The following is a 12549-nucleotide window of genomic DNA, read 5'->3' on the forward strand; positions in this document are numbered from 1 at the left end:
CCAATGACAATGGAGACGCGCCATGCGGATACTCGTGCTGGGGGCAGGCGGCATCGGTGGCTATTTCGGCGGAAAGCTGGCTGCCGGCGGTGTCAACGTTCGATTTCTGGTCAGGCCGGCGCGCGCCGGGCTGCTGGCGCGGCAGGGCCTTGTCATCGACAGTCCGCTCGGAGAGCTCCGCATCCCTGTCGAAACGCTGACGGAGGCGAGCTCGCCATTCGACGCGGTGCTGCTGGCCTGCAAGGCCTATGATCTGGATGGCGCCGTGGAGGCCATAGTGCCGGCTGTCGGGCCTTCGACGCTGATCCTGCCGCTCCTCAACGGCATACGTCAGCTTGACGTTCTGGACGCACGCTTCGGCCGAGAGCGCGTCTTGGGCGGGCTGTGCCACATCGGCGTGACGACGAATGCAGCCGGAGAAATCCAGCACCTCAATACGCTGCAGCGCTTCATCTTCGGCACGCGCATGCCCGAGCAGATCGAAGCCGCCTCGGCACTCCACAAGGTCGTCGAGCGCGGCGGCTTCGAGCCCTCGTTGAGCGACGCCATCGTGCAGGAGATGTGGGAAAAGTTCAGCTTCCTCGCCACCTATGCCGGCATGACGACATTGATGCGCGCTCCCGTTGGCGCCGTTCTGGCGGCCGCGGAAGGCGAGGCCCTCACGCGCGAGATGCTCGCGGAATGCACCGGAACCGCCGCGGCCAACGGCTGCGCGCCGCGCCCGGCGGCGATGGCGCAGATGGTCTCCTCTTTGACAGAACGAGGCTCTCGAGGAACCGCCTCGATGTTCCGCGACATGGCGCGCAATGGCCCGACCGAACATGAACACATCATCGGCGACATGCTGATGCGGGCGCAGTCCGCGGGCGTATCCGCCCCGCTGCTGCGGGTCAGCCTGGCGAACATGCAAGCTTACGAGGCGCAGCGCCTGAGCGCGGCAACGCAGTGATGTCACCGCGCTTTGCGCGCCGTCGACCGGCCCTTCACGTCCTCTCGCCCGGCAGGGCGCTTGCCTGTCTCACCCAGTCGGAGAACTGCCGCTCGTCGAACGGGCGGTCCTCATGGATGTCGAGATAGCGCACCTCGGCCTGCTTCGACGCGCCGGGCGGCAGCGGCGAGAGGTGCGCGCCCTTGAAGAACGCGACCTTGACGTATCTGGTCATGCAGTGGAAGCCGAGGAACCAGCTCCCCTGTTCCACGCCGTAGAAGGGCGAGTTCCACTTCACCGCCTTGGCCACGCCCGGGACCGCCTCCGAGATCAGCGCGTCGAGGCGGTGGCCGACGCCGGACTTCCAGCCGGGCATGGCCTCGATATAGGCCTGCACGACGGCGTCGCCGTAGCCCTTGGCGATCTGCGGGTTGCCGCCGGACAGGAGTTTTGGAGCGCCAGGATCCCTCCCCGCCATCAGGCATTGCCCTTCGCGGCCGGCACACCCTTCGGCTGGCCGCTCGGATAGGGCAGGAAGAACATATGGATGCCGGTCGGGATCAGCACGGCCAGCGGCGGCAGCGGCAGGTAGTAGAACCATTCGGGCAGCTGGGTGACGGCCATGCCGGCGAAGATCGATGCGACGATCAGGCAGAAGACGAGCGACGTCCAGCGATGGATGGTCCTGATCAATGGGTTCATGTCGATGCTCCCGGTTTTCGATCGGGTCAGTCCAGCCTCGAGACGACCTCGCCCAGCTGGGCGATGAAGCGCGGCCATCCGACGGTCGCGCCCTGGAAATAGGACTTCTGCTCTGGCGTGAAGCCGCGCTGCTCCATGCGCAGGCTCGTGCCCGTCGCGGTGGGGGCGAGCGTCCAGGTGACCGTGCTGCGCAAGTCCTTGGTGTCCCAGCGGTAGGACAGCGAGCGGTTCGGCTCGACCGTCTCGACCTTGCAGTCGACCTGGCCCCAGTCGGCGGAAAGCATGAAGCGGCGGCCGGCCTCGGGGCTGAAGTCGTTGCGCATCAGCCATTCGGCGATCAGGTGCGGCTCGGTCAGCGCCCGCCACAGCTTCTCCGGCGGATAGGGAAAATCGCGCTCGACCACGACCGCGCGCGTCGTTTCCATCGTTTCGGTCATTGATCCATCCTCCTGAGCAGGTTGTCGAGATCGTCGAAGCGGTCGTTCCAGAAGCCGGTCATCCGGCTCGTCCAGTCGATCAGCGACCTCAGCCCGTCGCGCTCGGCGCTGTAAAAGGTGTAGCGGCCCTCGTGCCGGTCGCGCACCAGGCCTGCGGCCTTGAGGACCTTGAGATGCTTGGAAACCACCGGCTGCGACACGCCGGCCCCGCTGAGCAGCCCCACCACCGTCGTATCCCCCTCGCGGCAGAGCCGCTCGAACAGCCCGCGGCGCGTCGGATCGGCAAGCGCGCGGAACATTGCATCCTGAAGCTGCGGCATGACCCATACCCGATTGGCTATGCGATGACACATAGCCAATCGGGTATGGGTAGTCAATGCGCGGCGGCGATATCGAATGCGGCGGTCGATGGGCTTCGGAAATCTGTACCCTCATCAGCCTTTTGACGCGGCGGTGAAAACCGCCAACTGGGCGTCGAAGGCCCGCTTGAACGCCGGCCTGGCCTCGCCACGGGCCACATAGGCGGCGAGGTTCGGGTACTCGTCCAGTATCCCCGATCCGTTCAACCGGCGCAGCACCATCACTATCAGCAGGTCGCCGGCGCTGAACGCACCGTCGAGCCAGTCGGCATCGCCGAGGCGGGCGGACAGTTCGCCGAGCCGCCCGCGGATGCGATCCTCGACCATCGGCAGGCGCTTTTCGTACCAGCTCTCGTCGCGCTCCACGAGCTTGGCGATTTCCCGGTCGACGATCGGCGGCTCCAGCGTGCTCAGTGCTGCAAACATCCATGTGATCGCCCGCGCCCGGGCATTTTCATCCTCCGGCAGCAGGCCCGCACGGCGCTCCGCTATGTGCAGCACGATCGCGCCCGACTCGAACAGGGCGAGATCGCCGTCCTCATAGGTCGGAATCTGCCCGAACGGATGCAGCGCGCGATGCGCCGGCTGCTTCATCTCGCTGAACGAGACGAGGCGGACGTCATAGGACTGGCCCACTTCCTCGAGCGCCCAGCGAACGCGCATGTCGCGCGCCTGTCCCCTGCCGCGGTCGGGCGACCGTTCGAAGGCCGTGATGGTGGGGATCATTGGCGGGCTCCGGGTTCTTGCATGGTGCTTTTGCATCCAAAGGACGAACGACCGGCGCGGTTCCCGACAGCTTGCTTCGTTTTGTCGAGCCACCGGATGTCGCGGGTCCGAGCCTCCCGCGTCCGGCCGTGACCGGCGAATGACCTGAAGCCCGCCGTCGGCGAAGCTTCAGCATGAACTCGCCCTCGCCGTGGCGAGCATCCGTTTCCGTTGTCGTAGGCAGCAACAGAATTGACGGTCACCCGGACTTCAGCTGTCGTCGCCTTGGCGTGCTGTGCGCTTCTGTCAAAGGCCGTCGTTCTCGCATCTCTCCATTGAAGCCTGTTGCGCAGGATCGCAGGCGACAGTAGAGTTACACCATCCGCGTAACTGGCGAAATCAGATGGATCACCATCGGGGAGCGCGGGTCATTCGTTAGGCCGCTCGCCTGGGCACTCCACTCGATCAAAGGAGCTTGCCCATGGCATTCTTGGAGCGGTTCTCGTCGGCGCCGTCAGCCCCGGTCCGAGTTTTGTCCTCGTTTCCCGCATCGCTGTAAAGTCGTCCAGATGGGATGGACTGGCATCGGCTTTGGGCATGGGCCTTGGCGGCGCGGTCTTCGCGACCTTGGCACTGCTTGGCTTTGTGACCGTCCTTCGTCAGGTGGAGTCGCTGTACTTGCTGCTCCGCGTTCTGGGCGGCCTCTACCTCGTCTACATTGGTGTCCGCATATGGCGAGGCGCGACGGAACCTCTCGACGTTTCTGACGCGGGCACGACGCGTCCCTCCTCTGCGTTCCGGTCGTTCGGGATCGGACTGGCGACACAGCTCAGCAATCCGAAAACGGCGATCGTCTACGCCAGCATCTTCGTGGCGTTCCTGCCTTCGTCTGCACCGACATGGCTGCTCTTGTCGTTGCCCGCGTTGGTCTTCGTCGTCGAAGCGTCGTGGTATGCCGTCGTTGCCGTCGCCTTCTCGGCGTCCGGACCACGCTCGGCCTACCTGCGCTCCAAGGCCTGGGTCGATAGGATCGCGGGCGGCGTGATGGGAGCCCTTGGGGCAAGGCTCATTTTAGGGGCGCTCCAGACGGAGAACTGAACGGACCCCTGGCACTGTGGGATAAATTTCCGCGCCCATCTCCGCCAAGCGCCTGATCTGATTGGGCTTTCAAAAAAATCTTCGGCCGGCTTTTCCACCGGCTGGAGCGCCCGGCCTATACTTCCGGCACTGTCCTCGCGGGAACCTGGTGCGCACCGGGTATCAGGGAGGACGGCGGTGACCTCCCGCCACGGCTGCGGTAGCCGTGGCTCCGAGGGCCCGTCGACAGGCCGGCGTTGCTCCGGCGCGCGCCGCAGATGGCGTGTGCCGGAGGGTGCGGAGAAGCCGCGGGTTCAGGCCACGAAAAGACCGTGGGACGGACCTGTGACCGGCCGACCGAGGGACAGACACCGGACGGACGGTCGGTGGACCGCATATTCCACTACTGACGAGCGATCTGCCGACCGCCCGTCTTCCCACCCCATGATCCGGCCTCGCGGGAGGCGCGGTGCCGCACCGGCACGCCCCGCGGTCCCGGCCTTTTCACCAAGGAGTCCCCATGCAGCCCATGACCGACCGCGACCAATTCCTCCTCTCGCTCGAACTCGAGGAAACCGCGAGAACCCTGCGGGGACAGCTCGGCGGCCTGTTCCCCACCCCGCCTTGGCCGCGCGCCGAGATGCTGGCGCTGGCGCGCCACATCGCCACCGAAACCGGCGTGCCCGAGCTTTGCGCCGACCCGATGTGCCGGCGCGGCCGGCTCTGCCGCGCCGAAACCATCGCCGAGGGCGGCCCGCCATGCGCCGCCTCCTGGTCGGGCGGGGCTCTCGCCCGGCTGGAGGGCGGCTTCGAAGCGCTGGCCCTCGGCTGGATGATGGCCGAGCGCCGCCAGGCGGCGCTGCGCGACGCAGCCTCGGCCGCCGCCGTGGAGCCGGTCAAGCGCCGGCCGCGCGAGCGGCGCAGACGGTGAGGCCGGAGCGATTCCAGCAAAGCTGCGCAGCGGTTTTCCGTCCGGAATTGCGCAAAAACAAAGGAGACAGAGCGTTTCCGCGATTCGAAGAAAGGCGGAAATACTCTACGCCGCGTCGGCGCGCCCGTAGGCGGCGTTCCGCACTGCGGCGATGCGGTCGCTGAGCACCTCGCTGGCATAGCCGAACTCGGAAAGCGCGCGGGCGGCGAGTTGCAGCCCGGCCTCGACCGCGTCGGGAATGACGAAGTCGGCGCCCGCGGCATGCAGCTCGCGCGCGTGCTCGGCGTCGCGGGCTCGCGCCAGCACCGGGGCGTCGGGGCGCATCTGCCGCACCGCCCGCACCATCGCGGCGGCGTCATGGGCATTGTCGACGGTGACGATGAACATGCTGGCGCCTGCCGCGCCCGCATGGCTCAGGATCTCCGGCCGGGCGGCATCGCCGAGATAGACCTTGCGTCCGGCGGCGCGCTCGCGCGACACCACGGCCGCATCGCGCTCCAGCGCCACGATGTCGGCGGCCTCGGCGTCGAGCATGTGCGCGATGGTACGGCCGACCCGCCCGAAGCCCGCGATCACCACATGGCCGGTGAGGTCGGGAAAGGTTGCAGGATCGACATCCGCGCCGGCTGCCTCCTCGAAGCGATCGGCGAGCTTGCGGCCGAGCCGCGCCATCAGCGGGCTGGCAAGCATCGACAGGCCGGCGACCCCGGTGACGGTGGTGGCGGTGGCGGCGTCGAGGATGCCGCCGCTCGCCGCCGTGGCGACCACGACGAAGGCGAATTCGCCGGCCGGCGCCAGCAGGAAGGCGGTCTCCACCGCATGCGCGGGGCGGACGCCGAAGGCGCGGCAGGCGGCGACGGCCACCAGCGCCTTGAGCGCCAGCAGCGCCGCAAGCCCCGCGAGCACCACAGGCAGTCCGGCCAGCATGGTGGCGAGGTCGAGCCCGATCCCCACCGTCATGAAGAACAGGCCGAGCAGCAGCCCCTTGAACGGCTCGAGGTCGACCTCGGCCTGGTGCTTGAATTCGGTCTCGCCGAGCAGCAGCCCGGCAAGGAAGGCGCCGAGCGCCAGCGACAGGCCGGCGGCCGCGGTCAGCACCGCGCCGCCGACGATGGTGAGCAGCGTCAGCCCCATCAGGAAATCGCGGCCGCCGGCCCTTGCCGCGAGCCCGAAGGCGTCCCTCAGCACGAAGCGGCCGAACAGCAGGATCGCCGCCACCGCGATGCCGCCCTGGATGAGCGCCTCGAGCAGCGCACCGAGCAGCCCCCCATCCCTGCCGGGCGCGAGGAAGCCGATCAGGATCAGGATCGGCGCGACGAGCATGTCCTGGAACAGCAGCACGGCGAGCGCCGAACGTCCCACCGGCCCGGTGGCGCGCTTCTCCTCGGTCAGCGTCTGCATGACGATCGCCGTCGACGACAGCGCCAGCGCCAGGCCCACCGCCAGGGCGGCATGGCCGTCGAGCCCCACGAACACCAGTACGACCGCGATCGCGGCGACGCTCGCCACCGCCTGGAAGGTGCCGGCGCCAAACACCAGGCGCCGCAGCATCCAGAGCTTCTCGAAGGACAGCTCCAGCCCGAGCAGGAACAGCAGGAACAGCACGCCGAGCTCGGCAAACGGCTTGGCGGCTTCCGGGTCGGAAAAGGCCAGGTGGCCGAGCCACGGCCAGCTCTCGGCCAGCGCGCCCATGCCGAAGGGACCGAGCGCCAGCCCGGCCAGGAGGAAGCCCAGCACCGAGGGAACCCGCGCCATGCGCAGCAGCGGCACCAGCACGCCGGCCGCGAACAGGAAGACCAGCGCGTCTTTCAGCCAAATCGAATGAAGATTGTCGCCCATGAGTCGTCCCCGGTTCCGAGGCCGCACCTTATCCGCAGGCGCGTCGAAATGCAGGCTCGGCCTGCTCACGAAGGCGTGCGGTACGGGCCTTGCCTCGGCAACCCTGCGCTAACCCTGACTCCGCAGATTTGCCCCGCCGGCGCGGGCCGCACTTGCAGCGCGTCGATCCCGGTGCATAGGTCGGGGCCACAGTCAGGAGGCCAAGATGAAGTTCTCGTCCTTGCCGTTGGTGGTCGCGCTCGTTTTGGGCGCCCTCCCCGCGACGGCCGCGCCGATGCCGCTGCCGGTCGCCACGCCGGGTCTGGTCGTCAACGTCGGAGGCTGCCATCGCGACGTGCGCGACGGCTATGTCGAGGAGATTGGGCGCCGTGCAGCGCACTACCATCTTCCGGAGACCTGCCGGCCGGTACTCGTCGAGGTCGACCGCCTGCCGCGCCGCCAGCCGGTGGATTGCCACCGCGACGTCCGCATCCACCGCATCGAGGGCCTGATGCTGCGCCACCGCCACGTCGGCGACGACTGCCGGGTGCGCGAGGTCAGGCGCGCCACCGAGTTCCTGCCCAACTGACGCTTCGGCCTGTCGCCTCCCGGAGCTTCGGGCCGGGAGGCCTGCCGGATCGCCTTCTTCTAGCAGGGGCCCCTGTCGACGACGCGGAAGCCGGCGGAATCCGCCTCGCAGGCATTGGGGAAGGTGCGCAGCTGGCCGCCGCGCTGGCCGCAGACCGGCCGGTACTCCCTGGTGCAGAACTGCTGTCCGCCTTCGTCGTCCCAGCCGCCTTCCGCCCGGCAGGTGCCGCCGCGGATGATGCGGTAGCCGGCGGCCTCGGCCATGCAGGCATTGGCGAAGGTCTGGCGCTCGCCCCCACGCCGCGCGCAGACCGGATCGTATTCGCGGGTGCAGAACTGCGGCCCCGGACCGGGACGCGGCGGCCGCGGTCCGGGCCCTTCGTCGACGACCACCGTGCAGGCCACCGCCACGACCGCCAGCAGCGGCAGGAACCCTGCCCTGCGGGCAAATCTGCTTGCCGAAAATCTCATGTCACTCTCCCTCGTTCCCCCGTCCCCCGGCGAAAGATTGCCGCCGGCACGATCCTTACAAGACTTCCAGCGATTGTAACCCCCACGCGCGGCTTGTCCCCATCGTTGCCGACGGCGTTTGCCCGGAAGGCCGGAAATCGCGACTTCCGGCGCTGCGTCGCCGGCTGCTGCGACAGCTTGCAACCTACACGTTTCCATGCAATACAAGCATTACTCGGGCATTTGCTGTCCCGGAGACTGGAACGTTTGGCACGACCCTTTCCCCGATACTGTGAATCTCTGACGACCCCGTTACTCGGCGGGGGGTTTTACCGTGCGCGAATGCATGACCGCCAAGCAAAACCACCGATCTGCCGCCGACGCCAGGCGGTCGGCAGGTCCAGACCACTGATAGGGTGAAGGAGTTCTCCCAATGGCCCAGACCGGTACCGTAAAATTCTTCAACGCAACCAAAGGCTTCGGCTTCATCACGCCGGATGGCGGCGCGAAGGACGTGTTCGTGCACATCTCCGCCATCGAGGCTTCGGGCCTGCGCACGCTCGTCGATGGCCAGAAGGTCACCTTCGACGTCGAGCCTGACCGCATGGGCAAGGGCCCCAAGGCGGTCAACCTCCGCGCGGCCTGAGTTTCACCTGTTCGCTTGAACGAAGGGCGCGGCGGGCAACCGCCGCGCCCTTTGTCTTTGCACCACCTCCCCCGCAGCCGCCACAACCACAGGCTGACGACGCTGGCTGAACCTTCCATTTGATGGCATAGTTTGCCCGGGGGCACAGACCGCCCCCGCACAGGAGGAGGCCGACAAATGAAATTCGTGAATTTTCTCGGCGCAGCACTGCTGGCCGCCGCACTCGGCTACGGCGGGCCGGCGTCCGCCATGCCGGCAGGCGAGCCGCAGTCGGACAGCGGCCTGGTCGTGCAGGTGCGCGGCTGCCACCCGGAGGTCGTGCGCCACTACGTCCCCGAAATTGGCCGGACCGCATGGCACCGGCACCGCCGCCCCGACTGCCGGCCGATCATCGTTCGGCAACCGGTCGTGAGGGACTGCCACCGCGGCGTCGAGCGGCACTACCTGCCGCAATATGGTGCGCGCGTCACCCATCGACACGTCGGTTCCAGTTGCCGCATCAGGGTCTACGACCGCTACGACCCCTACCGGCCACGGCCCGGCACCTGCATCCAGATCGGCCCGATCCGCTACTGCGAATACTGAGCCGGCGAGCCGGTTTCGAATGGCCAGGAAGCCCGCAAATCCCGGCAACGGCGCCGCTTCGGAGCGGCGCCGGCCAGCAAAAGTTTCGCTTGCCGATCACTCAAAAATGAACGACAAATTTCACCTTCGGGCATTTGCCGGCCCGGAGACTGGAATTTATGGGATCAGAGGAGTTTCCCATGCCGCAGACCGGCACCGTCAAGTTCTTCAATCATGCCAAAGGCTTCGGCTTCATCACGCCGGACGACGGAGCGAAGGATGTCTTCGTCCATATCTCGGCCGTGCAGGCGTCGGGTCTTCCCGGTCTTGAGGATGGGCAGAAAGTCACGTTCGATACCGAGCCGGACAAGCGCGGCAAGGGACCCAAGGCCGTCAACCTGACGGTTGGCTGACCCCGGGGGCGGCCGGAGCCCGTCGCGCCGGCCGATCGTTCGTAAAGCGTCCGAAACCGGTATGCCGGAGAGGCGTCGCTTGGCCTCCGGCGAGCGGCGTTAACGTCGGTAAATTCGTTCAGCTTGCGTTCAGGCTGGGTCCCTTAGACAGCTAGTCGACGCCAATCTCCGGTCCTTCGATACGGGCCGGACGGCGAAGGAGACCGAACATGAACCGCATCATCAAGACCATTGTCCTGTCGGCAGCCGTTGCCGCCACCACCCTTGCCGCCCTGCCCGCGGCCCAGGCCGGCGACGGCTGGAGGCACTACAAGCATCGCCGCGACAACACTGGCGCGATCGTCGCCGCCGGTGCGCTCGGGCTGATCGCCGGCGCGGTCATTGCCGGCAACGCAAACCGCTCGCGGCCGGTCTACGACGACTACTACGACTACGATTACCAGCCGCAGCCGCGCCGCATCTATCGCCAGGAATACTACCGCCCGGCGCCGCAGCAGCGCGTGATCTATTCCGAGAACTACGGCCGCGGCTACTCGTCGGTCGAGCCGTGGACCCCGGAATGGTACGAGTACTGCTCGGACCGCTACCGCAGCTTCAAGCCGCGCACCGGCACGTTCACCGGCTATGACGGCCAGCAGCATTTCTGCGTCGCCAACTGACGCTTACGACCAGGGTTCCCTGCCCAGACACAAAGCGGCGCCACTTGTGGCGCCGCTTTCGTTTTCCGATGAGTCATGCTGCCGTCAGACCAGGTAGGGATTGCCGCGCCGCTCGTCACCGAAGCGGCCGCCGGGACCGTGACCGCAGATGAAGCCGACGTCGTCGCCCAGCGGCAAGAGCTTCTCCTTGATCGAGCGGATCAGCGCTTCATGGTCGCCGCCATAGAGGTCGGTGCGGCCGATCGAGCCCTGGAACAGCACGTCGCCGACATGGGCAAACCGGGCGGCGCGGTTGTAGTAGACGACATGCCCGGGGGCATGGCCGGGGCAATGCAGAACTTCGAAGACGTGACTGCCGAACGACACCGTCTCGCCTTCGGTCAGGAACCTGTCGGGCGCGCAGTTGCGCACGCTGCCGGCCATGCCGAACTTCTGGGCCTGCACCGCGAGGTTGTCGAGCAGGGGCTTGTCGGCCTCATGCGGGCCGACGATCTCGACGCCGAGCGCCTCCTTCAGTTCCATCGCGCCGCCGGCATGGTCGATATGCCCGTGGGTGAGCCAGATCGCGGTGATCTTGATGCCGCTGTCGCTGAGGATCGCCAGGATGGTCTCGACGTCCCCGCCCGGGTCGACGACCACGCCGGTCTTGTCGTCGTTGTCGAACAGGATCGTGCAGTTCTGCTGGAATGGCGTGACCGGCACGACGCCTGCGTTGAGCTGTCCCATGTCTTCCCTTTCTGATGCTGACATCGAGATAGGGGTGCAGGCGCGCGACGTCCATGCCTATTCGCTTCGGCCGCCGGCCCGCAAACGAAAAGGGCGGCCGAAGCCGCCCAGTCGCGAGAACGTGGGGATATTGTCAGGCCTTCTTCACCGCGCCCATGACAGCGCCGACGATCGCCGTGAGGATCGCGCCGCCGCCAGCACCGCCGACGACGTCGCCGAGAATGCCGCTCAGTGCGCCCGCCGTGGCCGGGTCGGCCGCACCGCCCAACAGGCTGCCGAGAATCTGGCCGCCTGCAAGACCACCGATACCGCCGGCGAGCAGCTTGCTCAGTTGTCCCATCGCGGCCTGCTTGACGGCCGCGCCTACTGCCTGTCCACCGATTACGCCGGTCACGATTTGCACGATGATCGGAAGAAGAGTTTCCATTTACAATTCCCTCCAAAATTGCTGGCCGACCTCCGCCGGCCGACGACCACATGAGACCCCGAATTCCACGAAAGTCAAATTCGCCTCAAATCAAACGGAAAGGGCGGTCGCAAGACCGCCCCCTCCTCAGATCAAGTCATTGAACTTGCTGATTATTCTGCCGCGATCGCGCGCTTGGGCTGAACCGCCGCCGAATAGTCGCTCATCAGGGTCTTGGCGATTTCGCCGACCTCGAATCGGTACGGCCCGACCTCGGAAACGGGCGTCACTTCGGCCGCCGTGCCGGTCAGGAAGCACTGCTCGAAGCCTTCCAACTCCTCCGGCATGATCGCCCGCTCGTTGACCTCGAGGCCACGATCCTTGGCAAGACCGATCACGGTGCGCCGGGTGATGCCGTCGAGGAAGCAGTCCGGCTTCGGCGTGTGGATCTTGCCGTCCTTGACGAAGAAGATGTTGGCGCCGGTGGCTTCCGCCACCTGGCCGCGCCAGTCGAGCATCATCGCGTCGGCATAACCCTTGGCCTCGGCCGCATGCTTGGACAGCGTGCAGATCATGTACAGGCCCGCCGCCTTCGACTTGGACGGCGCCGTGCGCGGATCGGGGCGGCGCCATTCGGCGAGGTCGAGGCGGATGCCCTTGAGCTTCTGCGCCGGGTCGAAATAGCTCGGCCACTGCCAGATGGCGATGGCGACGTTGATGCGGTTGTTCTGGGCCGAAACGCCCATCTGCTCGCTGCCGCGCCAGGCGATCGGACGCACATAGGCATCCTTGAAGCCCTGCTTCTTCAGCAGTTCCCGGCAGGCGTCGTCGATCTGGGCGACGGAATAGGGAACGGTGAAGCCGAGGAGCCGAGCCGATTCATGCAGGCGCTCGGTGTGCTCGGTCAGCTTGAAGATCTCGCCGCCATAGGCGCGCTCGCCTTCGAATACGGCGCTTGCATAGTGCAGGCCATGGGTTAGGACGTGAATCTTGGCGTCTGCCCATTTGATGAACTCGCCGTTCATCCAGATGTGTCCATCGAGCTGGTCGAAAGGAACGGATGCCATGGTAAACCTTCCCGCAGGCCGGAGCCTGCCAATCGTTTCGTATCGGGCTTGCCGACCCAGAGGGCCGAAAGGG

Annotated in this window: 18 protein-coding genes and 1 riboswitch; of the genes, 8 read left to right on the top strand and 10 right to left on the bottom strand. The window is 66.8% G+C overall.

The annotated features are described in order from the left end of the window. Nucleotides 1–22: 22 nt before the first annotated feature. On the top strand, nucleotides 23–949 hold the full coding sequence (locus tag J2X50_RS03815; RefSeq protein ID WP_429091658.1) for a ketopantoate reductase family protein: 927 nt from the start codon (nucleotides 23–25) through the stop codon (nucleotides 947–949). A 34-nt stretch (nucleotides 950–983) separates the two neighbouring features. Here the strand turns inward: J2X50_RS03815 and J2X50_RS03820 are convergent, their stop codons facing one another. From J2X50_RS03820 to J2X50_RS03840, 5 genes are all read right to left on the bottom strand, one after another. Then, entirely contained in the window at nucleotides 984–1406 is a 423-nt protein-coding gene (locus J2X50_RS03820; RefSeq protein ID WP_429091660.1) for a DUF1801 domain-containing protein, read from the bottom strand. Beyond that, nucleotides 1406–1630 carry a hypothetical protein gene (locus J2X50_RS03825; protein ID WP_429091662.1) on the bottom strand — a complete coding sequence of 75 codons (225 nt, stop codon included), beginning with the start codon at nucleotides 1628–1630 and terminating at the stop codon, nucleotides 1406–1408. Before J2X50_RS03825 ends, J2X50_RS03820 begins: the two co-directional genes overlap by 1 nt. Nucleotides 1631–1656: 26 nt before the next feature. Continuing rightward, nucleotides 1657–2067, bottom strand: a complete 411-nt coding sequence (locus J2X50_RS03830; protein ID WP_429091665.1) for an SRPBCC family protein — start codon at nucleotides 2065–2067, stop codon at nucleotides 1657–1659. Next, nucleotides 2064–2387 (bottom strand): ArsR/SmtB family transcription factor, encoded by a 324-nt coding sequence (locus tag J2X50_RS03835; RefSeq protein ID WP_429091668.1) that lies wholly within the window; start codon nucleotides 2385–2387, stop codon nucleotides 2064–2066. Before J2X50_RS03835 ends, J2X50_RS03830 begins: the two co-directional genes overlap by 4 nt. Nucleotides 2388–2501: 114 nt before the next feature. Then, entirely contained in the window at nucleotides 2502–3152 is a 651-nt protein-coding gene (locus J2X50_RS03840) for a glutathione S-transferase family protein (RefSeq protein WP_429091670.1), read from the bottom strand. A gap of 355 nt (nucleotides 3153–3507) precedes the next feature. Further along, nucleotides 3508–3592: riboswitch (ZMP/ZTP riboswitch) on the top strand. 25 nt (nucleotides 3593–3617) lie between these two features. On the opposite strand from J2X50_RS03840, the gene J2X50_RS03845 reads away from it, so the two are divergent. Together J2X50_RS03845 and J2X50_RS03850 are read left to right on the top strand one after the other, a co-directional pair. Continuing rightward, a complete protein-coding gene (locus J2X50_RS03845; RefSeq protein ID WP_429091852.1) occupies nucleotides 3618–4229 on the top strand; it encodes a LysE family translocator in 612 nt (203 codons plus the stop codon). A gap of 499 nt (nucleotides 4230–4728) precedes the next feature. After that, nucleotides 4729–5139 carry a hypothetical protein gene (locus J2X50_RS03850; RefSeq protein WP_429091673.1) on the top strand — a complete coding sequence of 137 codons (411 nt, stop codon included), beginning with the start codon at nucleotides 4729–4731 and terminating at the stop codon, nucleotides 5137–5139. Nucleotides 5140–5244: 105 nt separating this feature from the next. Here the strand turns inward: J2X50_RS03850 and J2X50_RS03855 are convergent, their stop codons facing one another. Then, nucleotides 5245–6978, bottom strand: a complete 1734-nt coding sequence (locus J2X50_RS03855; protein WP_429091675.1) for a cation:proton antiporter — start codon at nucleotides 6976–6978, stop codon at nucleotides 5245–5247. A gap of 205 nt (nucleotides 6979–7183) precedes the next feature. On the opposite strand from J2X50_RS03855, the gene J2X50_RS03860 reads away from it, so the two are divergent. Beyond that, on the top strand, nucleotides 7184–7546 hold the full coding sequence (locus J2X50_RS03860; protein WP_429091676.1) for a hypothetical protein: 363 nt from the start codon (nucleotides 7184–7186) through the stop codon (nucleotides 7544–7546). Nucleotides 7547–7605: 59 nt separating this feature from the next. Here the strand turns inward: J2X50_RS03860 and J2X50_RS03865 are convergent, their stop codons facing one another. Beyond that, nucleotides 7606–8016 carry a Kazal-type serine protease inhibitor family protein gene (locus J2X50_RS03865; RefSeq protein WP_340038299.1) on the bottom strand — a complete coding sequence of 137 codons (411 nt, stop codon included), beginning with the start codon at nucleotides 8014–8016 and terminating at the stop codon, nucleotides 7606–7608. 412 nt (nucleotides 8017–8428) lie between these two features. On the opposite strand from J2X50_RS03865, the gene J2X50_RS03870 reads away from it, so the two are divergent. From J2X50_RS03870 to J2X50_RS03885, 4 genes are all read left to right on the top strand, one after another. After that, nucleotides 8429–8641 (top strand): cold-shock protein, encoded by a 213-nt coding sequence (locus J2X50_RS03870; RefSeq protein ID WP_006202520.1) that lies wholly within the window; start codon nucleotides 8429–8431, stop codon nucleotides 8639–8641. 177 nt (nucleotides 8642–8818) lie between these two features. Continuing rightward, complete coding sequence (locus J2X50_RS03875; protein WP_429091709.1) at nucleotides 8819–9226, top strand: hypothetical protein; 408 nt, start codon at nucleotides 8819–8821, stop codon at nucleotides 9224–9226. Nucleotides 9227–9405: 179 nt separating this feature from the next. Continuing rightward, nucleotides 9406–9618, top strand: coding sequence for a cold-shock protein (locus J2X50_RS03880; protein WP_024925394.1), 213 nt, complete (start codon nucleotides 9406–9408; stop codon nucleotides 9616–9618). A gap of 209 nt (nucleotides 9619–9827) precedes the next feature. Continuing rightward, the gene (locus tag J2X50_RS03885; RefSeq protein WP_429091711.1) at nucleotides 9828–10277 is read left to right on the top strand and encodes a BA14K family protein; all 450 of its coding nucleotides are present in this window, start codon (nucleotides 9828–9830) and stop codon (nucleotides 10275–10277) included. An 84-nt stretch (nucleotides 10278–10361) separates the two neighbouring features. Here the strand turns inward: J2X50_RS03885 and J2X50_RS03890 are convergent, their stop codons facing one another. From J2X50_RS03890 to J2X50_RS03900, 3 genes are all read right to left on the bottom strand, one after another. Beyond that, nucleotides 10362–11003: an MBL fold metallo-hydrolase gene (locus J2X50_RS03890; RefSeq protein WP_429091713.1), complete on the bottom strand. Its 642-nt coding sequence runs from the start codon at nucleotides 11001–11003 to the stop codon at nucleotides 10362–10364. Between the two features lie 133 nt (nucleotides 11004–11136). Further along, complete coding sequence (locus J2X50_RS03895; protein WP_429091715.1) at nucleotides 11137–11430, bottom strand: hypothetical protein; 294 nt, start codon at nucleotides 11428–11430, stop codon at nucleotides 11137–11139. A 152-nt stretch (nucleotides 11431–11582) separates the two neighbouring features. After that, nucleotides 11583–12476 (bottom strand): branched-chain amino acid aminotransferase, encoded by an 894-nt coding sequence (locus J2X50_RS03900; protein ID WP_429091717.1) that lies wholly within the window; start codon nucleotides 12474–12476, stop codon nucleotides 11583–11585. Nucleotides 12477–12549 lie beyond the last annotated feature (73 nt).

The sequence above is a fragment of the Aminobacter sp. BE322 genome (assembly GCF_050433525.1).
Classification (GTDB): domain Bacteria; phylum Pseudomonadota; class Alphaproteobacteria; order Rhizobiales; family Rhizobiaceae; genus Aminobacter.

Coding starts and splice junctions, on each gene's coding strand:
- J2X50_RS03815 (WP_429091658.1), top strand. CDS start 23: ATGCGGATACTCGTGCTGGGGGCAGGCGGCATCGGTGGCTATTTCGGC.
- J2X50_RS03820 (WP_429091660.1), bottom strand. CDS start 1,406: ATGGCGGGGAGGGATCCTGGCGCTCCAAAACTCCTGTCCGGCGGCAAC.
- J2X50_RS03825 (WP_429091662.1), bottom strand. CDS start 1,630: ATGAACCCATTGATCAGGACCATCCATCGCTGGACGTCGCTCGTCTTC.
- J2X50_RS03830 (WP_429091665.1), bottom strand. CDS start 2,067: ATGACCGAAACGATGGAAACGACGCGCGCGGTCGTGGTCGAGCGCGAT.
- J2X50_RS03835 (WP_429091668.1), bottom strand. CDS start 2,387: ATGCCGCAGCTTCAGGATGCAATGTTCCGCGCGCTTGCCGATCCGACG.
- J2X50_RS03840 (WP_429091670.1), bottom strand. CDS start 3,152: ATGATCCCCACCATCACGGCCTTCGAACGGTCGCCCGACCGCGGCAGG.
- J2X50_RS03850 (WP_429091673.1), top strand. CDS start 4,729: ATGCAGCCCATGACCGACCGCGACCAATTCCTCCTCTCGCTCGAACTC.
- J2X50_RS03855 (WP_429091675.1), bottom strand. CDS start 6,978: ATGGGCGACAATCTTCATTCGATTTGGCTGAAAGACGCGCTGGTCTTC.
- J2X50_RS03860 (WP_429091676.1), top strand. CDS start 7,184: ATGAAGTTCTCGTCCTTGCCGTTGGTGGTCGCGCTCGTTTTGGGCGCC.
- J2X50_RS03865 (WP_340038299.1), bottom strand. CDS start 8,016: ATGAGATTTTCGGCAAGCAGATTTGCCCGCAGGGCAGGGTTCCTGCCG.
- J2X50_RS03870 (WP_006202520.1), top strand. CDS start 8,429: ATGGCCCAGACCGGTACCGTAAAATTCTTCAACGCAACCAAAGGCTTC.
- J2X50_RS03875 (WP_429091709.1), top strand. CDS start 8,819: ATGAAATTCGTGAATTTTCTCGGCGCAGCACTGCTGGCCGCCGCACTC.
- J2X50_RS03880 (WP_024925394.1), top strand. CDS start 9,406: ATGCCGCAGACCGGCACCGTCAAGTTCTTCAATCATGCCAAAGGCTTC.
- J2X50_RS03885 (WP_429091711.1), top strand. CDS start 9,828: ATGAACCGCATCATCAAGACCATTGTCCTGTCGGCAGCCGTTGCCGCC.
- J2X50_RS03890 (WP_429091713.1), bottom strand. CDS start 11,003: ATGGGACAGCTCAACGCAGGCGTCGTGCCGGTCACGCCATTCCAGCAG.
- J2X50_RS03895 (WP_429091715.1), bottom strand. CDS start 11,430: ATGGAAACTCTTCTTCCGATCATCGTGCAAATCGTGACCGGCGTAATC.
- J2X50_RS03900 (WP_429091717.1), bottom strand. CDS start 12,476: ATGGCATCCGTTCCTTTCGACCAGCTCGATGGACACATCTGGATGAAC.